This window comes from Sediminibacterium sp. (genome assembly GCF_051860225.1).
Classification (GTDB): Bacteria; Bacteroidota; Bacteroidia; order Chitinophagales; family Chitinophagaceae; genus Sediminibacterium.
Genome location: NZ_JBHYEI010000002.1, coordinates 765,459 through 783,061 on the forward strand (window position 1 = coordinate 765,459; position 17,603 = coordinate 783,061).

Here is a 17,603-nt window from a genome sequence, read left to right on the forward strand (position 1 = left end):
AGCCAGGGCGCCAAAAGTGGCGGAACAATGGGGTTATTGCTTAAATAATTATTTTTTAAGAGTCTGTTTATAGCTGTGATAGCTGACAATTTCCTCACCCAAAAATTGGCTGCCAAAAAGCATATTTACTGCTTTAAGATTATTTGCTCCATTGATTGAACCTAGCTTTATGAGCTGGTTAGATTCGACTTCAGTGGTTACTGGTTTACTGTACTGTGTTCCATTTTTTTTCCTGATATTAACGGTTAATTCGATGATGTAAAATGGGCCCATATGTGTAAATTTTAATTTAAAGTGTTTAAATGATTAGTATTAGTGAATCAGCCATAAGTTATCATGCTTGATTATATATTGAAGCCACAGTCATTGGTGTTTCGATATTTGTATTAAATCCTAACTGATTAGACAAATGCTGTGCTTTCTCAACAGTTAATTCCTTGAACTCATATTTAGCAATTAACCTTCCTGCCCTCATTAAAGCTGAGTCAATTTTAGATATATCGGTATTAAATGAACATATAATTTGAATATTGAGGCAATCGGCCAATAAACCATCTGAAATATTTAAAATTGCAGCCACTGGGGAATTGCCGTCTGTTTCTCTATCAATTACAATTTTTTCAGCATCTTCGATAACAAAAATTGAATTAGGATTTTCTATCAAAATAGATATCAAGCTAGGATTTGTTATGTTACCAGCCATATTTGGTGGCAGAAAAATGATGCGCTTTTTTACTGAGCCAATTAGATATCGGATATAAGATGTTTTACCCGTTCCTGGTTTTCCATGTAACAAGACTAATCCTTTATCATTGGATTTAGACAATCGCTTTAGTATTGTTTTATGTACTGTGTAAAAATCATCATTATAGTTATCTGAAATATTCAAAGTGGGTTTGGTTATACTTAATGCCCTAGTATTGAATCCAGCTGAAGTCATTACTAAAACAAATATATAGGGATTATCCTTTATTTTCTTTTGCTTGAAATTGTGGACTATTCTAATTATTTCATCTACTTTAGAAATATTGCTATCCTTAAATAAGATTTTTACAGTTGAGTGAGAGATGTCGAAATAAACAATCACATTATGATTGAATACTAAATAAAATTTTTCGAATTCTGCGCTGAGAGGTTTATCTCTACTTGTTTTGGTGTAATTAAAATCAATAATAGCTGGCTTATACTCATTTAAAAAATATTTTACTGCTGGTATACAATTGATGTTTTCATACTCTGTTTTATTTGGTATTGAATTAAAATATTGGATATTACGCCCCAAAGTTTACCACTTTACGTGATTTTATGGAAGTTTATTTCACTCCAAAGTTTACCAGCTAGGTATAGCTTAGGATGACAATACGGCGCAAAGTTTACCACTTAAGGTAGTTGTTGATACCATTTATTAACGTCCTTGCTTTTTAAAAAGAAGCATGGCCAATCAAGTGATATCAATGCAACAAATTCGAGCAATCATCCAATTTTTAGAAAAAGGATATTCACTTCGGGCAATATCAACTCAGTTAGGTATTTGCAGACCAACCATTACGGTTTATGCCACTAGGCTAAAAAACACAGCTATTCCCTTTGAAGCTTTACGTCAACTAGGCGATCCTGAGTTAAGTTCCATTGTATATACACCTGTAGTATCGATAGATTATAGTGAAGACGAACGACGTACTGATTTTAATAACCGTGTAACTTATTTTGTAAAAGAACTAGAGCGACCTGGTGTTACGCGACTACTACTTTGAGAGGAATATCGCAAAGAATACGTTAGTCCTTTTGGTTATACCCGATTTTGTGAGTTAATTAAACAAGCCCTTCAGACCACTAAAGCCACCATGCGTTTAACGCATAAGCCAGCAGAGATGATGATGGTAGATTTTGCTGGTGATAAAATGAGCTATGTTAATAAATCAACTGGTGAGCTGATTGCCTGTCCTGTTTTGGTATGTGTAATGCCCTACAGTAAATACAGTTTTTTAATGGCTTTATCAGACGCTACCATTCCTCAAGTTATAAAGGGACTCAATCAATGCTTGCAATATTTTGGAGGAGTACCACTCGTACTTAAGACTGATAATATGAAGCAGGTTGTAACTAAGTCCTGCCGTTACGAACCAGTATTTAGTGAAGTTCTACAACAATGGGCACTACACAACAATATCACGCTCTTAGCAACCAGAGTGGCTAAACCAAAGGATAAGGCTTCGGTAGAGAACGAAGTTAAAATTGCCTACCAGCGTATCTACGCTCCACTAAGGGATAAAGTGATGTATGATATTGATGAGCTCAATGCTGCGATTCTTGAACACCTGAAGCTGCACAATGAAAAACTATTCCAGTTAAAAGACCATAGTAGAGCACAGTTATTTAAACAAGAAGAGCAGCCATTGTTGCAACCGCTGAGCTCAAGTCCATTTGTTATTAAGCACCAAGTATCTGCTAAAGTTCAAAGGAATTATCATATAACGCTTGGAGAAAACTACCATCATTACAGTGTTCCATCCGATTTAATTGGCAAGCAAGTAAGTGTAATATACGATACGGATAATGTAGAGATTTACTATAAGCACACCCGTATTGCAATACATCGAAGAGCTTACAAGAAACATGACTACACAACTAATACAGATCATATGCCTCCAGACCATCTTCATTACCGTGAACAACAAGGGCATAGTGCTCATTATTTTTTAGATCAAGCTTCTATTATTGGCCCATCAACCTACCACTATATAGACCGAGTATTAAAAGCTAGAGCAATTACAGAACAGACCTATAATGCTTGCAAAGGTATTCTTCGGCTCAATAAGCAATATGGTTCCATCCGTTTAGAAGCTGCTTGTAAAAGAGCATTAATAGGTAATGTATTTAACTATAGAACACTACAAAATATTTTGATTAATAGACTTGAACAACTGGATCAACTAGAGTCGTACTACCAAAATGATTTATTTAAACTACCCGAGCACACCAATCTTCGTGGACCTGATGCCTACCAATAAAGTTCTTTTATTCATCCTTAAAACATATATCAATGAATCAACAAAGCACACTCGAACAATTACAAACCTTAAAATTAACGGGCATGGCCAAGCGCTATGAGTCCGTTATTAAACAACCTGTTCACCAACAACCTGAACCACATGCGCTAATCGCTTCTCTTAGCGAAGCAGAAGCTAGCTACCGGGTACACCAAAGAACACAGCTCTACTTACGACTCTCTAAACTCCGTTACAATGCAACACCTGAACAAATTAATTGTACGCCTGGCAGAGGTATTACCAAAGAGATGTTGACCACGTTAGCTGATGGCACTTTTATTGAAAAGGCAGAGAATATTTTAATCACGGGTTCAACAGGCAGTGGTAAAAGTTATTTTGCTTGTGCCATGGGTAGAAACGCATGTAATCTTGGATTTAGAACAGTCTATTACTCAATGAACAGAATGATAGAAGCATTAGCTGCAGCAAGATTAGATGGCACTTATGTAAGATGGCTAAACATGATTGCTAAAACTCCATTACTCATCATTGATGACTTTGGACTACAACCATTAAGCCCAGATATGCGCCTATCCCTTTTGCAAATCTTGGAAGACCGCTTTGCAAAAGGCTCTACTATTATTACCTCCCAACTACCTATTAAAAAATGGTATGAATATATTAATGAACCAACACTCGCTGATGCTATCTGCGACAGACTGACAGCTAATGCACATAAAATAGAATTAAAAGGCGACTCACTACGTTCAAAAAAATTAAACTAGTTTTATACCACCATCAACAACTCCCTACGGGTGGTAAACTTTGTACCGTAATGGTGGTAAACTTTGAGCGTAATATCCAGTCGCAACTTCGTTGCTCCGACTTTCTAACGAATTCTTGAGAGATTTAGACAGATTCTACAAGATGGCAGCCTGTTTAGAAAAGTTCTTTAAACTGAAAAATCTACGAGTCACAAGCCTAATACCATCTATGATTGACCCCTTGTTACGCTTACCACATAGGTTTGATTATACAATATTTATAGAAGAATAATAAAAGAAATGGGACATTAATCTTGTGGATTATACACATTGATGTCGTTAAGCAAACTTTTTCATGGCAAATGCACTGAATAAGCACAATGCTTCAAAACTTATTAGTCCTAACACAATTACAATTAAGAAGTTGTCTTGAAAATGTTGCGGTGCTAATATACTGCAAACAACTTTTGCAAGTCCAGTAATTGCAAAGAAAACTGTCAGGCCGATTTTATAACCGTCTGATATGTTGCTATTGGAAAAAAAATAAATTAGAACCGTTGAAATGAGCAAACTCAAATCTACCATCAAATAATTGAATGGTGAATATTTTGAAATAATTAGTCCAATTAATGTGTTTAACACAATTAAAATAAACCCTGCTATTAGTAATAAATTTTTCATTTCGAGTCAAATTATAAATATTGGGGGCGAAGCCCCCAATATTAGCTGTTATTCTATCATTAAATAAATCCACCATGCACAAGTAAGCAAGCTTAAGATACCCCACCAAATAGTCATTTTAGAACGTACTCTTTTGTTGAAGAAACAAACAATAGAGTATATAAATGATAATGGTATTCCAACCAATAAAGAAACTTTGCTATCGGGAAAAGTTTCTACAAAAATCAAAATCGTAATCGCTAGATATGCGGCAAGGATTAAGAACATTATTAGATTGCTTTTAAATTTTTTCATTTTAGCTTAGATTAAATTGTTTTACAATCCTGCTGCAGCATTAGCAATTTTGGTATTAAGTTTCATCAATTTTGCTGCATATTTTGCATCAGTACAATTTGAAGCATCTGTTTCCATTGTAGCTGCTTTTGTAGCCATTTCAGTATATTCAGTTAATATACTTGCGTCTGTTGGATTAGCTTTATATTTTTTAAGAATTGCTAAATAACTACTTACAAACTCTTCATACTCGGTTATAAATTGGTCACAATCTGTAGATGTTGTGGCAGAAATAGATACATCTGATGATGCAGATGAATTATCTGAACTTTCAGTTGATGAAACATTGGTTTCTTCTTTTGTTTTCATTGTACTTGAAACTGAAAACTTTTTTGATTTTTCGGCATGCTCTTCGGCTTTATAGTCTCCATAAACAGTTTTAAGTTGAATAACTTCTTCTCCCGAACCTTTTTTCAATAAACTAATTAATTTATTTTTAGAGGTATATTCCATTTTAAACTCTCCAGTGCCTGAAACAGGCATTCCTTTGTCGTCAAGTAATGAGGCAGAAATGTCAAAATCATTTTCTTTAATCGCATCTTCAGTAAGCGCTTTTATGGCTTTAACTTTTATGGAAAGATTGCCAACCAAATCACCAGTAATTTCATATTCATTATCCACTATTTGTAAATAGTCAGTAAGGTCACCTGAAATTTCAACTTTTTCAGGTTTGACTTTTGCTATTTCACCTTTTTTGCTTTCACCACTACATGATGCTATTAGAGTTGCAATCACTATTACTATAAAAAGCAAGTTAAATGTTGTTTTAATTGTTTTCATTTTTTAAAATATTAATTACTAATTAGTTGTTTTACATTTTTGAAAGAATGTCTGCTTTTTTAGCGTCAAATTCTGCTTGCGTTAAAATACCCATGTCTAACATTGACTTTAATTTTGATAGTTTTTCCATTGGGTCTTCAACTGGAGCTGCCGTTGCTTGTGGTTGATGACTTGGTGTGTTAATAGTTATACCACCACCAGCAATAGCACGTTTGTCTTCGAGGTCACGTTGTCTGCGTTCTTCTTTTTTCGTTTCTTCCATTTCTTGAGCAAAGCGATATAGTCTTCTTGCTTGTGCTTTAGGAATATCCTCCATAATGTCGGTTTGACCGGAAGTAGTTCTGATTGTAATTGTTGCTCCAAATACACCTTCTTTCATGTGAACATCAGCTACGTTTAGCCAAGAAAAATCTTTGAAGTCAAGACTTAAACCAAATGATTTAGGTCTGATTAAGATAATTCTCTTATTTGTTAAAGCAATACAGTCAGGCGAAAAGTTAACGCCAATCGTTTTCTTTTGAACTGCGATGTATTGGACTTCTTCGTTTGATGTGCAATACTCTTGCACTTTTGGCAAAACTTTTTCAATTACTTTTGGGTCTTGCTCTTCGGTCACTAATTCTTTGATTGATAACATATTATTTGGTTTTATTTGTTAGTGAAAATTCAATATTGAATTTGAAAATTATTTAAACCACCCTTTCTTTTCTTCGACAAGTTGGGCTTTTAATAATTCAATTTGTTGACGAATGAAATCATTTGTCCTCGAATAAATAGCAAGTAAATTGAGGGCTTGCTCTGCCTTGGTTTTCCATGCGTTTTTTATTGGTTGGTTTATTTTATTTTCATTTCTTGCATTATCTGTCAATGCAACTTTGTGAACTTTGATATTTTTAAAATTTGAAGCTGCCATATTCGCTATTTCAAGCAAATCATCTGGGTTTTTCGGCAAAGGATAGGTTTGAATTATTGTCGCTTTCTTTTGATTTAAGCTGTCAATTTTAGAATTGCCAAATGCTCTTGTAAGCATACCATCTAATGCACCCCAAGTTCCAGCACCTGCATTTTCTTTTACAATTTCATTTTCAACTTCATTCAACTTATACATAAAGTCGGCTAAACTACTACTAGAATTAGTGCCATTGTTATTCGTTTGATTTTCTGATTCACGAACTATTTTAGCACCACACCATTCACAATGAATTGAAGTTACTGCTACTGGATTTTTACAAGAATTACACTTTAGCATTCGGTTTTATAGTTTAGATAAAAGTTCTTTTTTCTTTTCGCTAAATTCTTCTTCAGTAAGAATACCTGCGGTTTTTAATTCTCCAAGTTCTTTTAAAAGTTTCAACACTTCGTCTTTATTCACTTCTGTGTTGGCTTTTTGATTTTGCTGAAATGTTTGAGTAGTATTAGTCATTAAGTTTCCCATTGTATTTGCAATAGGAGCAACCATTCCGAGTCCAACAACCGTCCCTAAAATTCCACCGTCTCCACCGATTCCACCTCCAATATTTTCGGCTGCTTTTTCAGTTGTGTCAAAAGTTCTTTCAACTTTATAAACTTCTAAATTTTCTGCTCTCCGTTTCAACCTCATTCGTTCTTCCATGTCTTGCGACATTAATCTATGGAAGTCGTCAACGATTTTCTTAACTCGAGGGTCTTCGTCAACAACTGAGATTGCCTCAATGTTGAAAAACTCTAAATGAAGTCCATATTTTGCAAGTGCCTCTGAAATAATTCCTTTTACTGCATCTGAAACTTCTGAAATAATACCTTCGAATTCAAGAGGATTTAAGTTTTGTTCTTTTGAAATTCTTGTGATTGCGGTCTTTACATTTTCTGTAATTAATCCTCTAAAAAATTGAGTTAGTTTATCTGCTTCAAAGTCTGGAACTGTCCCAATAATTTGATTAAGAAAAGTTTTTGCGTCTGTAACTTTTACTGCAAAACTGCCTCTTGATGTAATTGGAATTGGAACTCTAAAATTTGGTTCCATCATATTAAATGGAATTAGTCCAAATTTTGTGTCCATTGCAACGGCTTTGTTTATAAAGTAAACTTCTGCCTTAAATGGGCTTTGTCCGCCAAATGCAAGTCCAATTAGATTTGATAAAATTGGAAGATTTTGAGTTGATAAAGTATATGTCCCTGCCTCAAATATGTCGAGTAGTTGTCCGCCTTTAATAAATAATGCTTGTTGTGATTGGTTAACGATTAGTTGTGTTCCTAATCGTAATTCTTCATCACGTTTGCTGTCAACCTTTGGTCTCCATTTCCAAACTAGAGCATTGTTTGGTCCGTCATACTTTAATACGTCAATTATTGCCATATCTGATCGTTTTAGGTGCCTTGGATAAAATTAAATGTGGTTCAATTGTTTCGGATTTTGGGCTGGTTTGCACCTTTTCTAATTTTACTAAGGATTGGCTTCTTACTCATTTGGCTTTTTGTTTACGCCTGGTTTATATGGCTTGTGGTCTCCATTAATAATTTGATGATTGAAATATTTCAGGTACATCCAAGCATTTTGAAATTCTATAAATTTGATAAATGCTGGTATTGATTTTACCAAATTCAATTAACCTATGTATATTCCATAGTAAGAGGCTGGTTATAATACCAACCTCTTATTATCATCTCCCCCTAGTTATTGTTATATCTCCCCAGACATACAATTATTGAGTAAATTAAATAGATAATATCACTATATTTCGTTCATTTTGTTCATTTGAATACTTTCATCTATACCTAACTTACATTTATAATATATTCAAGGATATGATTCCAGACACTATACGAATTCATATAGAAAATAGATTTGGTAAAAAAATTCTTTACTCGAAGGATTGTGAGGCATTGTCATTTAGTATTAAGAAAGCATGTCATGAAAATGTAAGTCCAACAACACTTAAAAGATTATTTGGATTTGCAAAAAGTATAGATCAACCAAGAACATATACACTTGACGTTCTTGCAAATTATATAGGTTTTATTAACTGGAGTACTTTGATAGCCGAAATTGAGCAAACCGAATCTTTTTCGGAGGGAAAAATTCATTTAATTAAACAAGAAGATCAAAAAAACAAGTATCTTCTCCATCACCAAATATCCATTTCATCAACAACACATTTAATAGATACAAAATCAGTTATTGAACTTTGCAAAAAGTTTGGAAATGAACCTGAAATTTTCCCATTCTTAACTGAAATGATATCAATAGCAGCGAATCAAAAAAACATTATTTTTCTTTCAAAAGTGTTTAGTCTACCTAATGTGTACAATATAAAAACACATAACCCCTTAGGGTATTACTACATTGGCCAAACATTTGGATTGATGCTTAGAAAGCATAAAGATTTATTAGATGAATTATTAAATCCTTTAGCCTCCAATATCAATGCCCAAAAATATTTTATTGAATGGTTTGTAGATGAAGATCAATTACAGGAATATTATGGTAAATTAATTGACGCTTATTTTGAAAAAGCTGACAAATATCCTCAGAGAAATCTCTTCTATTTCTCTTTGAAATATAAGCAGGCTGCACAAATTGGAGATACCCTTAATCAAAATAAATGGTTAAAGAAATTACAAAGAATAACAATAACAGAAGATTTTCATCCTATTCCTGTTGGACGGTCGATTGGCATTCAGATTTGTGAAATGGTTAGTGTTGGTTATGATACTTCAGCTAAGCATTATCAAGTAATTAAAAATTGGGGGTTTAAACAAGATTATGATAAAGCAATTAGTTTTATGCTTTATCTCTCTAATGAGTTATTCATGGGAGATAGAATTGATTGGCTTGTTCCTATTTTAAAAGAGTTTGAAAGGTATCATGGCAATTGGGAATTATACAGTAGGTCGAAAAATCATTGGGGGATAAAAGTTGAAAATCAACTTAGAATATATGCGTCTTATGCATTTTTTGTCAGCAATGATATTAAAGCAGCAAAAACATGCTTCGGTAAGATAGACCCTAATTTATTTGAACCTTTTATGTACAAATTAATATATACTCATTATCTCAAAGTGCAGGAAGCATTAAAGAAATAAGCTTTTAGATACTGCTCAATATTTTACCGCAAAAATGGATACCAATAAAAAAATTATTCCGATGACCTGTTTGAAACTAAGTTTTTCTTTATAAACTAATATCCCCGTTGAAATTGAAACAAACAGTGTGAAAAAGCCAAAAAGGTTAATTATCAATATCGGTATTTTTTGTACAGCAAGATTAAAGAATAGTGTTCCAAATAATAAAAATATTGCAAGGACAAAATAGTGTTTAAGGTTTTTTGAAGAAAGGATTTTTTTAGATCTAAAAAAGTTTTTATCAGAAATTTGAATCCAAATAAATGCAGTAGTCAGAACTGTAGTCTCTAATATAAATGCCAAAGGAATGGCACCCATCCATTTTGATGAAAATTTAAATAATGTATAGGAAGTGCCCCAAAACAAAGAAGCAAGTATTGCATATGTACCGCCTATATTCCAGCTAAATTTAGTACCGTAAAAAGAATAGGATTGTGATAAAAGTGCGCCAACTATTCCAATACCAAAAGAGAAATAGTATATAGGATGAAACTTTTCATGCAATACTATTACTGCAGTTAAGATCCCAAAAATATTGATAGAAGAAAGAGGCACTGAAATGCTAACTGGAGAATAATTCAGCGATTTTAAATAAAAGACCAAACCCAAAGAACAGGCCACACAAAGAATCACAGTAACTCCATATTGCTGTAAAGTTGCATTTTCATTAATAAAAGAACTTGGAAGTTGCTTTGTCTTTGTGAAAACAAACCAAGATATCCCAAAACAAGTACTTGCAATAATTCCTCTGAAAAAAACTAATCCTGGAAAACTAACAGAACTAACTGCTTTTTTCCAATATGTATTACTGATGCCGAATGAAATAGCGCTTAATAATCCGAAGATGTATGAAATCAATTATTGGGGTTTAATATTAAACTTAGGATTTAATTTTGAATTAGATTTCAAATAAACTATTTCAATCAAATATCTATATCAAAATGAATGAAATGAACGAATTATATCTAATAATATTAAATTAATTTACTTGTTAAGTTTCTAAACTATTAATATTTAGTCCAAATCAATACTGTGAAAAAAGGCAGTGTTAATAAATCATCTGGCCAATGTCTGCTTATAATAACAGAATAAGTATTAAAATTTATACGATATGTTATATAGTAGTAGTTACCAATTATTTTAAATTAAACCCAATTAAAAATGAAAACTATAACCCTTTTAACTACAATTATTTTTACTATTTTATTAAAGGGCTCTACTTTAGCACAAAGTACAAGTGATCGTGAAAGTGATTCATTAGGTAAAATTATTCGAGATCAATATAAAGGGCTAAAAGGGTTGCCTCCAAATGTTGCAAAGGCAGGCGAAAAAGAAATTAAAGTAAAAGATGGAAAAATTCATTTTGGTTCTGATGTTACTGGTCATAATAGAGATGTAGATCGAGAAAAAAAATATATTAATCCATCTAAAGCTTCAATGATTGATCCAAGAATGGCAGAATATGATAAAGAAAGAGCTGCTAAATCAGCAAAGAAAATATCACAGAAGACTAAAAATACTATTAGTACTTCAACGCCAAATCAAGTACCCAATGTTCAAAAAAATAAAAGCAAATCTGAAATGAAAATGGATGAAATACGAAAAAAATTAAAGACAAAACAATAATTTATATCCACCACCACCAACCTTGTCCCACTGTTGCAAACTCCCTTTTTTTAGAGCCAATCTTGATTGTATTTAAATATTGCCGAGGATTATACTCAATGTCGTAAGTTTAAAACTGATATTCAACACATAATGTACTAAACGGAATCGCTTTAAATTTTTCGAGAATTGACTCATCAATCGGGAAAGCATATTCTTCCTGAAACCAACAGACACCAAGTCTGTAAGTTGCCGTTTGATCTCCCTTAGTCATTTCAGAACGGAGCTCTGCTATACAAGTAATTTTTGGTAATTCTATAAAAGGGGGATGTTTCGAAGTAATCTCAGGATTTACTTTGTCAAGCCCTGGATGAATAACATATACTTCATCAATCCCGCATAGTGTTTTAGCTTTTTCAATGGCGCTATCAAGTAAATAGGAATTAGTACGTGCATTTGCATAGCCAAACACCACATTCATATAACTATCATATTGATGAAGCTGAACAATACTTACTAGTCTATCCTGCTCTACTATAATAATGTCTTTCATAACCTCAACAAATTTATAGGCGAAGATTGCAATCTATTTACATTGTAATCTTAATTAAGAGAAGTATTTTAGGGTTCCAGAGTGCAATAATTATATACAAAATGAATATAAACATAAAAGAACTCGTAAGCAATCCCTTCTTTTGTCCCTTTAATATTGATTCATATAATTACTTATATGGTTGTAAGGAAGGGAAAATATTGCTTTACAAGCTTTATTTATTATACGATGAAATATCTTATTCATTTTCATCTCCAGGTAATTCATTTCAGCGTAATGTTATTTATGAATTGAATCGTCCATTTAATTATGGCTCACCAGTTGATGGCTGTCTATTTAATAGCATAAATAACAATACAATTCTATTAGAGAGATATAACAGCATATTTGAAGGGCTTTATAATTTGCTCAATAATCATCAATTTCGTCAATTAGACCATTCAATACTTGAAAAAATATCATCTGAATATGCAATCACCATAACATCTGATTGGTTAACTATTGAAGGATTATCTAAAACATTGGACACTTTTGAAAATATTCAAGATGACCTGAGAGATAGGATTAAATTGGAGACAAAAAGAGTCTAACAATGTTAATACAATTATTCAATTAAGCCGAACGTCTCAAAAAAGAATTCTTTATCGGCTGAAGAATGAAACAATTATTTAGAGTAATGTAGTTAGTAGATTCCCTCTTCCTACTAGTGTGCCTATTGAATTACGGGTTTCATTCGTATTTGGATCATAGGTTCCTTTAAATCTGTTGATATTATCACGGAGTTCTTGCTTTCCACTGCTTAGGGTAAAGATTCTTCCTAATAACTTATTCTTTCGGTCTCTTAGATCTTGTGTTGACTTGGTTAATAGGTTTTAACCAAAGGTAGAGGGGTGTATGGAATGTATTTACATAGTGGGGAGTATGGTTACGTGTTGGGTAAGTGGCTTAATCTGACAGCAATTTTTAGTTTAGAAGTATTATTGAAATTATATTGTGAGGAGTCATTTTTTAACTTCTTATTGAAGAATAATTCATAGTAATTTTTTATTTGAAATTAGAACTAGTGTGCATAAAAGTGTGAAGGGGAGGGATTACAACTTTAGAATTTTTTAAAATAGTGCTATTCTTTTAAGCACTCAAACATGCAAACTATCATGACAATTTTTGCAGACTGAAACTAATCTCTCAATAGGTTCAGCTCCTAAATTATTGTTTGCATACCGCTATTGATGTACTTGATTTGCGCTTCGCCGCAGTAAACATATTTTTCAATAATCTCTTTTCAAGATAACAATAACAAAATAATTTATTATATTAGACATATAAACTAATACTCTATAATATGAGCGCTGAAATAAGTTATAGAACTGAGATACTACCGGAAATTTTAGAACTTGCAAAAAAAATTAATGCAAAACTCAGGTCAAACGGAAACCCTCCTGAAATTAAAGGATGGAAAGTATGGTATAGTAATATCATAGAACATCCTAATTGCCTATTTATTGGAATTAATCCAAATAATGTTCCGGAAGACATTGAATATTTTGGCAGTCCTGCTTTAGAAATTGATGGTTTAAAAATACAATTAGAATCTGATGAAGATATCAGATATAATTCAGATGAAAATTGGTCATTATCTGTATTTACAAGAGAAGTTTTTCAAAATGTAGGATTACCCTTATCTCATAATGTTAAGATAAATTATTACTATTTAGGCACTGACAATGTAAAAACCTTAGATAGTCTTAATGAAAATAAATACATCGGAGAAACCCTGAATGCTGAATTCAGAGACAAATCAGCGGAATGGACAAGAAAAATAGTAGAGTTAATAAAACCGAAAATTATTATTTGTGAAGGGATTGAGTCATTCAATGCAGTCGTAAATGATGCTTTAAAGCCTCATAAAGATAAAATTAAAATAGAAATAAATTCTGGAAATATAAGAAAGGCCACATTTGAAAATATACCAATCATTGGTTATTCAAGAATACAAAAGGCAAATGAGACCCCAAATATTCAATTAGAATTTACAAAATTATTAAATCAAATTAAGATTGATTATTTAGCCTAAATATTTTACTTGTAAACAAAATACTTGATAGTAGAAAGCTGCTTTGGCATATTTTAAATTAGACAAACAGAATCCAAAAAATGGAGTGACTTATTTTTAAACATTATTTTTCTAAATGTTTAAAAATAAAATATCTAAATCATTTGTTTAATATATACTCAAAAGGGGAGCCTTCACACTTATGTAGTATTTGAAATTATATTTTGAAATAATTGTTTAGTTCATATAAGATAAAATGTTCAATAATTCATTCGTCGTCCAACCGCATTAAGGCAAATGCACTGTAAGGCTCACTTGTTAGTCTAAATTTTGTATTATATCCCAAAATTGATGTTTTGCAATTTTTGCTCCTCCTCGTGAAGGGTGTCTAACCTTTTGTACTTCGTATTTGTCCTCTAAATGATTGGTGAGAAACTTATAGCATTCATTTCCTAATGCAATCACTTTTTTAGGTTTAATTATATCAAGTTCTTTGAGCAAGAAAGCTTTTTCTCTTTGTGCGTTTGCTTGAAATTCTTTCCTAGCAACTTTGTCATTGTTCGGCTTGTCTCCACTGACAACATATGTTTTCACCGCATCAGTAAAGTATATAAACGTGGTATCACTTTGCATAGCTTCAAAAAAAGCAGAGTAATACGGTCCATTTGGTCTCTCAAGAGCGAACGGGGTTGCGAAAACATAATTATCAACACGCTCAATATTTAAAGTTTCGTTAGTGTCACGAGGTTCTAAACCAAATACAACAATTTTATTTACAGATGTAGGGTCTCCAAACCAAATTGGCAAGTCAACTCGAATATCACCAGTCTTTGTTTTTATTCTTCCTGCAAATTCGGTCACTGTTATAGCTTTCTTGTAACTATTCAAGAACGTTTCACTTTTGACATGGAATTCCGGCCAACGATTAATATTGAAAAGCAGGTTTTCATAAAAAAACTTGAATGAAAAACGTTGTTTGTAAAGGTCTATGAATAAATCAACCATCATGTAGATTTTAGTTGCGCCAAACGCATATGTCTTGGCGTTATTGGATTTTGAAATAAGAGAGCAGAAAATTGAAATCCAAAAATATTTTTGTTGAAGTTTAGAACAAAAGTTTGGAGATGCTTGTCCATTTTAGTCAATTTTTAGTCAACCTATTTCAGGACTAGACATAATTAGCTGTCGTTACGCTTGTCAAGCCCAAATTGCATAAAACCTCATGTTGTGCGTTCGCACTTTTATTTAACTTTTATTACGTCTATAAAAGTTTGGTTCAGGTGGTCAAAGTCACCATCTGTTGTAATAAGCGATATGTCTAAAGCACTTGCAGTTGCTGCAATCCATAAGTCATTTTTCCCCATTTTTCTAGCTGAGCCGCCTAATTTATTACCCTTTTTATCTACTCCTTTTCCTTTGGAAAAGCTATCCACTTGTGAGTATTGTGATAATAAAGCATTATCGCTTTGATTAATGTCTATCACAGTGATATTTTCTAACAGTTTTTCTAGCTTCTCTATTTTTTTTGCTCCCCATTGATTTTGTAAAACGAATGATTCCATTTCTGCTTTCGTTACAACAGAAATAATTATGTTAGGTTCTTCGTCAAGTTTCGAAATTGTATCGAGACAATTTTTACCTGTTACGGTATAACGAACTATGTGAATTAATACACAGGTGTCAATTACCAAATTTCTCATCTGTGTATATCTTTAATCATATCAGAAAATTGCTCATCATTTATATCATCCTTCAACAATCCAGAAATGTCTTTCAAAGCTTGAAATGAATTTCCTTTTTTAACTTGTTTGGTATGAAACAAAAGCTGCTGATTAGCTGACAATGCTGAAGGCTTTTTTGAAAAGAATTTATCGTTCGCTCCAGAGTTGCCGAAGTCTTGTATTTCAACAAAACTTATTTGTCCATTGGCCTTAAAATTAGCAATGCCAGTAATGGTTATGTCTTTGCCCATGAACTCCACAATATTTTCAATAATACTCTTGTCGTTTGCAAATACATTTACTAAACCTTGCTCTGTTTGGAGGCCAAGTTTCCCCTTTGAAACCTTCATCTCGTCCAATTGCCCGTTAACAATTACTTTTTTAGGGGAAGGAATACTTTCTTCAAGAATACTAATGCTTTTAAAATCATCCTTAGTGATTTTTATTTCTGGGATTGTCCCTCTATTTGATAGATAAAATATTTCGTTATCACTTAAAAAGTTAGACTTAAAAGATAATAGCGATTTTAAAAGCGGCTTATCTAAATCAGCTTGCTCTCTGTCACCTTTCAATGCGCTATGAAACGAGTCTATAACCAAATACATTGGTGTTAACTTAAGTATTTCTTCCTTCGGTTTAAAAAGTTCATATTGAACACCTGTTATGGTGTCTGAAAAATGAGTTGCACCAATTTTCAAAGATGTCCCGTCTTTAGGATTCCCAGAAACCGCTTCTAGAAATAATGAGAGTGCCTTTTTTAAACTTTTGTCAGGTGTGATATCGCTAAACCCCCTTAGTCTAAGCATAAGAGCTTTAGTAGCAATATCTTTAGTTGACTTAGTCAAAAGATTTAGCCTATCAAATTCAATACGCCCATTGTCAGCGTCTTCACCAACTATTTTAATATCATAATTTGTAATTTCAGACACATTTTTAGTATTAGGTTAGTCAAATTTAAGGTTTATTTCAATTCCGAATCTGGTACAGGTGTTGTTCGCAGGGTGACGCACAACGTTTTGCGGCTTTGCGTTCGGGCGGGATTTTTAGCACTACACTTGATACGAAGCACGAAAGTTCAAATATAGCAAAAAGCGTCAGACGAAGCACTGAACCCCGCCTGACGCAAAACCGCTCCTATGTTTACAATTCAATAAATTTATACTAAAGGATTCAAACAAATTCAGAAAGAACAAGGGGCGGAGTAAGACCGTAAAACCGCGTTGGCCCAGAGCCATTCTAACATGACAGTCACCGCCCTTTCTCTTACCAGATGCTGAACAGTTCATTAAGCAATTTAAAATGCTTGAATTAGGATAGATAGCACAGTGTAAGATTGTTCTTCCCTTTGTTTTTTTCTTACTACTAATCTAAGCTGAGTTCAACTGATAAGTGCAATTTTTAAACAAAAGGCAAAAAAGCTTTTGAGGGCTTTTTGCCTTTTGACCAAGTAGTGCGACCTTTTGGTTGCTTATGACAAAAAATTACACTCAACTCAGTTTGGTACAAAGATATCAGATTGAAGCCTTTATTAAGGCTGGAATGAAACAAAATTGGATAGCGGCTCAACTTGGGGTAAATCCATCTACGGTAAGTAGAGAGATTCGCAGAAACACTGCTCAACGCGGAAGAACCGCTGGAATGTATCTGGCTACTAATGCGCAGCGTAGAACGGATCAGAGACACTATCATAAGCCCAAGCTGGTGAAGTTTAGTTTGGCCATGAAGGAGCAAGCTGTTAAATGGCTGTCGGTAGAAAAATGGAGCCCTGAACTGATTAGTGTGGAGGGCAACAAAACAGGTAAGTGCCCTTTGAGTATTGAATGGCTTTACCAATGGATATGGCAATCGAAGCATGGCAATAAAGCAGCAGATAAAGCCTACAAAAGGATATATCTGCACCTTAAACATGGTAGGCGTAAAAGAAAGCGGGGTAATCAAAGGGATAACCGAGGTATTATTCCTAACCGGGTGCCGATTGAAAAGCGACCTAAAATCGTAGCAAAACGAATTAGGCCAGGTGAT

General features: G+C 33.1%; 20 protein-coding genes and 1 pseudogene. 9 read left to right on the forward strand and 12 right to left on the reverse strand.

The annotated features are described in order from the left end of the window. Positions 1-48: 48 nt before the first annotated feature. On the reverse strand, positions 49-273 hold the full coding sequence (locus ACTIEI_RS10385) for a hypothetical protein (protein ID WP_439506227.1): 225 nt from the start codon (positions 271-273) through the stop codon (positions 49-51). A gap of 61 nt (positions 274-334) precedes the next feature. Next, entirely contained in the window at positions 335-1,282 is a 948-nt protein-coding gene (locus ACTIEI_RS10390; protein WP_439506228.1) for an AAA family ATPase, read from the reverse strand. A 172-nt stretch (positions 1,283-1,454) separates the two neighbouring features. Here ACTIEI_RS10390 and ACTIEI_RS10395 point away from each other — a divergent pair, with 172 nt between their 5' ends. The 4 genes and pseudogenes from ACTIEI_RS10395 to istB all read left to right on the forward strand — a co-directional run bounded on the left by ACTIEI_RS10395 (position 1,455) and on the right by istB (position 3,775). Then, positions 1,455-1,754 (forward strand): hypothetical protein, encoded by a 300-nt coding sequence (locus tag ACTIEI_RS10395; RefSeq protein ID WP_439506229.1) that lies wholly within the window; start codon positions 1,455-1,457, stop codon positions 1,752-1,754. A gap of 12 nt (positions 1,755-1,766) precedes the next feature. Next, positions 1,767-2,402, forward strand: a pseudogene (gene istA, locus ACTIEI_RS10400) (IS21 family transposase); the annotation flags it as partial. Next, a complete protein-coding gene (locus tag ACTIEI_RS10405; protein WP_439506247.1) occupies positions 2,400-3,011 on the forward strand; it encodes a Mu transposase domain-containing protein in 612 nt (203 codons plus the stop codon). The pseudogene istA and the gene ACTIEI_RS10405, both read left to right, overlap by 3 nt. 32 nt (positions 3,012-3,043) lie before the next feature. Next, complete coding sequence (gene istB, locus ACTIEI_RS10410) at positions 3,044-3,775, forward strand: IS21-like element helper ATPase IstB (protein ID WP_295232021.1); 732 nt, start codon at positions 3,044-3,046, stop codon at positions 3,773-3,775. Positions 3,776-4,093: 318 nt separating this feature from the next. On the opposite strand, the gene ACTIEI_RS10415 is transcribed toward istB, so the two are convergent. From ACTIEI_RS10415 to ACTIEI_RS10435, 5 genes are all read right to left on the reverse strand, one after another. Beyond that, positions 4,094-4,435, reverse strand: a complete 342-nt coding sequence (locus ACTIEI_RS10415) for a hypothetical protein (RefSeq protein WP_439506230.1) — start codon at positions 4,433-4,435, stop codon at positions 4,094-4,096. 315 nt (positions 4,436-4,750) lie between these two features. Then, positions 4,751-5,548 (reverse strand): DUF6591 domain-containing protein, encoded by a 798-nt coding sequence (locus ACTIEI_RS10420; RefSeq protein WP_439506231.1) that lies wholly within the window; start codon positions 5,546-5,548, stop codon positions 4,751-4,753. Positions 5,549-5,579: 31 nt separating this feature from the next. Continuing rightward, positions 5,580-6,185: a PH domain-containing protein gene (locus ACTIEI_RS10425; protein WP_439506232.1), complete on the reverse strand. Its 606-nt coding sequence runs from the start codon at positions 6,183-6,185 to the stop codon at positions 5,580-5,582. A gap of 48 nt (positions 6,186-6,233) precedes the next feature. Next, positions 6,234-6,656, reverse strand: a complete 423-nt coding sequence (locus ACTIEI_RS10430) for a hypothetical protein (RefSeq protein ID WP_439506233.1) — start codon at positions 6,654-6,656, stop codon at positions 6,234-6,236. A 147-nt stretch (positions 6,657-6,803) separates the two neighbouring features. Further along, entirely contained in the window at positions 6,804-7,883 is a 1,080-nt protein-coding gene (locus tag ACTIEI_RS10435; protein WP_439506234.1) for an SPFH domain-containing protein, read from the reverse strand. 449 nt (positions 7,884-8,332) lie between these two features. Here ACTIEI_RS10435 and ACTIEI_RS10440 point away from each other — a divergent pair, with 449 nt between their 5' ends. After that, positions 8,333-9,610, forward strand: coding sequence for a hypothetical protein (locus ACTIEI_RS10440; RefSeq protein ID WP_439506235.1), 1,278 nt, complete (start codon positions 8,333-8,335; stop codon positions 9,608-9,610). Between the two features lie 15 nt (positions 9,611-9,625). On the opposite strand, the gene ACTIEI_RS10445 is transcribed toward ACTIEI_RS10440, so the two are convergent. Continuing rightward, positions 9,626-10,507 carry a DMT family transporter gene (locus tag ACTIEI_RS10445; protein WP_439506236.1) on the reverse strand — a complete coding sequence of 294 codons (882 nt, stop codon included), beginning with the start codon at positions 10,505-10,507 and terminating at the stop codon, positions 9,626-9,628. 303 nt (positions 10,508-10,810) lie between these two features. Between ACTIEI_RS10445 and ACTIEI_RS10450 the strand changes: the two genes are divergently transcribed. Then, on the forward strand, positions 10,811-11,275 hold the full coding sequence (locus tag ACTIEI_RS10450) for a hypothetical protein (RefSeq protein ID WP_439506237.1): 465 nt from the start codon (positions 10,811-10,813) through the stop codon (positions 11,273-11,275). Positions 11,276-11,384: 109 nt separating this feature from the next. On the opposite strand, the gene ACTIEI_RS10455 is transcribed toward ACTIEI_RS10450, so the two are convergent. Next, entirely contained in the window at positions 11,385-11,807 is a 423-nt protein-coding gene (locus ACTIEI_RS10455) for a hypothetical protein (protein WP_439506238.1), read from the reverse strand. Between the two features lie 101 nt (positions 11,808-11,908). Between ACTIEI_RS10455 and ACTIEI_RS10460 the strand changes: the two genes are divergently transcribed. After that, positions 11,909-12,397, forward strand: coding sequence for a hypothetical protein (locus ACTIEI_RS10460; RefSeq protein ID WP_439506239.1), 489 nt, complete (start codon positions 11,909-11,911; stop codon positions 12,395-12,397). 752 nt (positions 12,398-13,149) lie between these two features. Then, positions 13,150-13,881, forward strand: a complete 732-nt coding sequence (locus tag ACTIEI_RS10465; RefSeq protein ID WP_439506240.1) for a hypothetical protein — start codon at positions 13,150-13,152, stop codon at positions 13,879-13,881. Positions 13,882-14,178: 297 nt separating this feature from the next. Here ACTIEI_RS10465 and ACTIEI_RS10470 read toward each other — a convergent pair whose 3' ends face one another. The 3 genes from ACTIEI_RS10470 to ACTIEI_RS10480 form a co-directional block, all read right to left on the reverse strand. Beyond that, positions 14,179-14,868: a uracil-DNA glycosylase family protein gene (locus ACTIEI_RS10470; RefSeq protein ID WP_439506241.1), complete on the reverse strand. Its 690-nt coding sequence runs from the start codon at positions 14,866-14,868 to the stop codon at positions 14,179-14,181. A gap of 233 nt (positions 14,869-15,101) precedes the next feature. Continuing rightward, on the reverse strand, positions 15,102-15,560 hold the full coding sequence (locus tag ACTIEI_RS10475) for a type II toxin-antitoxin system VapC family toxin (protein WP_439506242.1): 459 nt from the start codon (positions 15,558-15,560) through the stop codon (positions 15,102-15,104). Further along, positions 15,557-16,510 carry a hypothetical protein gene (locus ACTIEI_RS10480; protein ID WP_439506243.1) on the reverse strand — a complete coding sequence of 318 codons (954 nt, stop codon included), beginning with the start codon at positions 16,508-16,510 and terminating at the stop codon, positions 15,557-15,559. The genes ACTIEI_RS10475 and ACTIEI_RS10480 overlap by 4 nt, the downstream gene beginning before the upstream one ends. A 541-nt stretch (positions 16,511-17,051) precedes the next feature. Here ACTIEI_RS10480 and ACTIEI_RS10485 point away from each other — a divergent pair. Beyond that, on the forward strand, positions 17,052-17,603 hold a 552-nt coding region (locus ACTIEI_RS10485), incomplete at its 3' end, for a transposase (protein ID WP_439506244.1).

Excerpts from the sequence above, each read along its gene's own strand:
- istB (WP_295232021.1), top strand. The coding sequence starts at position 3,044 with ATGAATCAACAAAGCACACTCGAACAATTACAAACCTTAAAATTAACG.
- ACTIEI_RS10450 (WP_439506237.1), top strand. The coding sequence starts at position 10,811 with ATGAAAACTATAACCCTTTTAACTACAATTATTTTTACTATTTTATTA.
- ACTIEI_RS10435 (WP_439506234.1), bottom strand. The coding sequence starts at position 7,883 with ATGGCAATAATTGACGTATTAAAGTATGACGGACCAAACAATGCTCTA.
- ACTIEI_RS10420 (WP_439506231.1), bottom strand. The coding sequence starts at position 5,548 with ATGAAAACAATTAAAACAACATTTAACTTGCTTTTTATAGTAATAGTG.
- ACTIEI_RS10385 (WP_439506227.1), bottom strand. The coding sequence starts at position 273 with ATGGGCCCATTTTACATCATCGAATTAACCGTTAATATCAGGAAAAAA.
- ACTIEI_RS10470 (WP_439506241.1), bottom strand. The coding sequence starts at position 14,868 with ATGATGGTTGATTTATTCATAGACCTTTACAAACAACGTTTTTCATTC.
- ACTIEI_RS10415 (WP_439506230.1), bottom strand. The coding sequence starts at position 4,435 with ATGAAAAATTTATTACTAATAGCAGGGTTTATTTTAATTGTGTTAAAC.
- ACTIEI_RS10395 (WP_439506229.1), top strand. The coding sequence starts at position 1,455 with ATGCAACAAATTCGAGCAATCATCCAATTTTTAGAAAAAGGATATTCA.
- ACTIEI_RS10475 (WP_439506242.1), bottom strand. The coding sequence starts at position 15,560 with ATGAGAAATTTGGTAATTGACACCTGTGTATTAATTCACATAGTTCGT.
- ACTIEI_RS10460 (WP_439506239.1), top strand. The coding sequence starts at position 11,909 with ATGAATATAAACATAAAAGAACTCGTAAGCAATCCCTTCTTTTGTCCC.
- ACTIEI_RS10455 (WP_439506238.1), bottom strand. The coding sequence starts at position 11,807 with ATGAAAGACATTATTATAGTAGAGCAGGATAGACTAGTAAGTATTGTT.
- ACTIEI_RS10440 (WP_439506235.1), top strand. The coding sequence starts at position 8,333 with ATGATTCCAGACACTATACGAATTCATATAGAAAATAGATTTGGTAAA.
- ACTIEI_RS10430 (WP_439506233.1), bottom strand. The coding sequence starts at position 6,656 with ATGTATAAGTTGAATGAAGTTGAAAATGAAATTGTAAAAGAAAATGCA.
- ACTIEI_RS10425 (WP_439506232.1), bottom strand. The coding sequence starts at position 6,185 with ATGTTATCAATCAAAGAATTAGTGACCGAAGAGCAAGACCCAAAAGTA.
- ACTIEI_RS10465 (WP_439506240.1), top strand. The coding sequence starts at position 13,150 with ATGAGCGCTGAAATAAGTTATAGAACTGAGATACTACCGGAAATTTTA.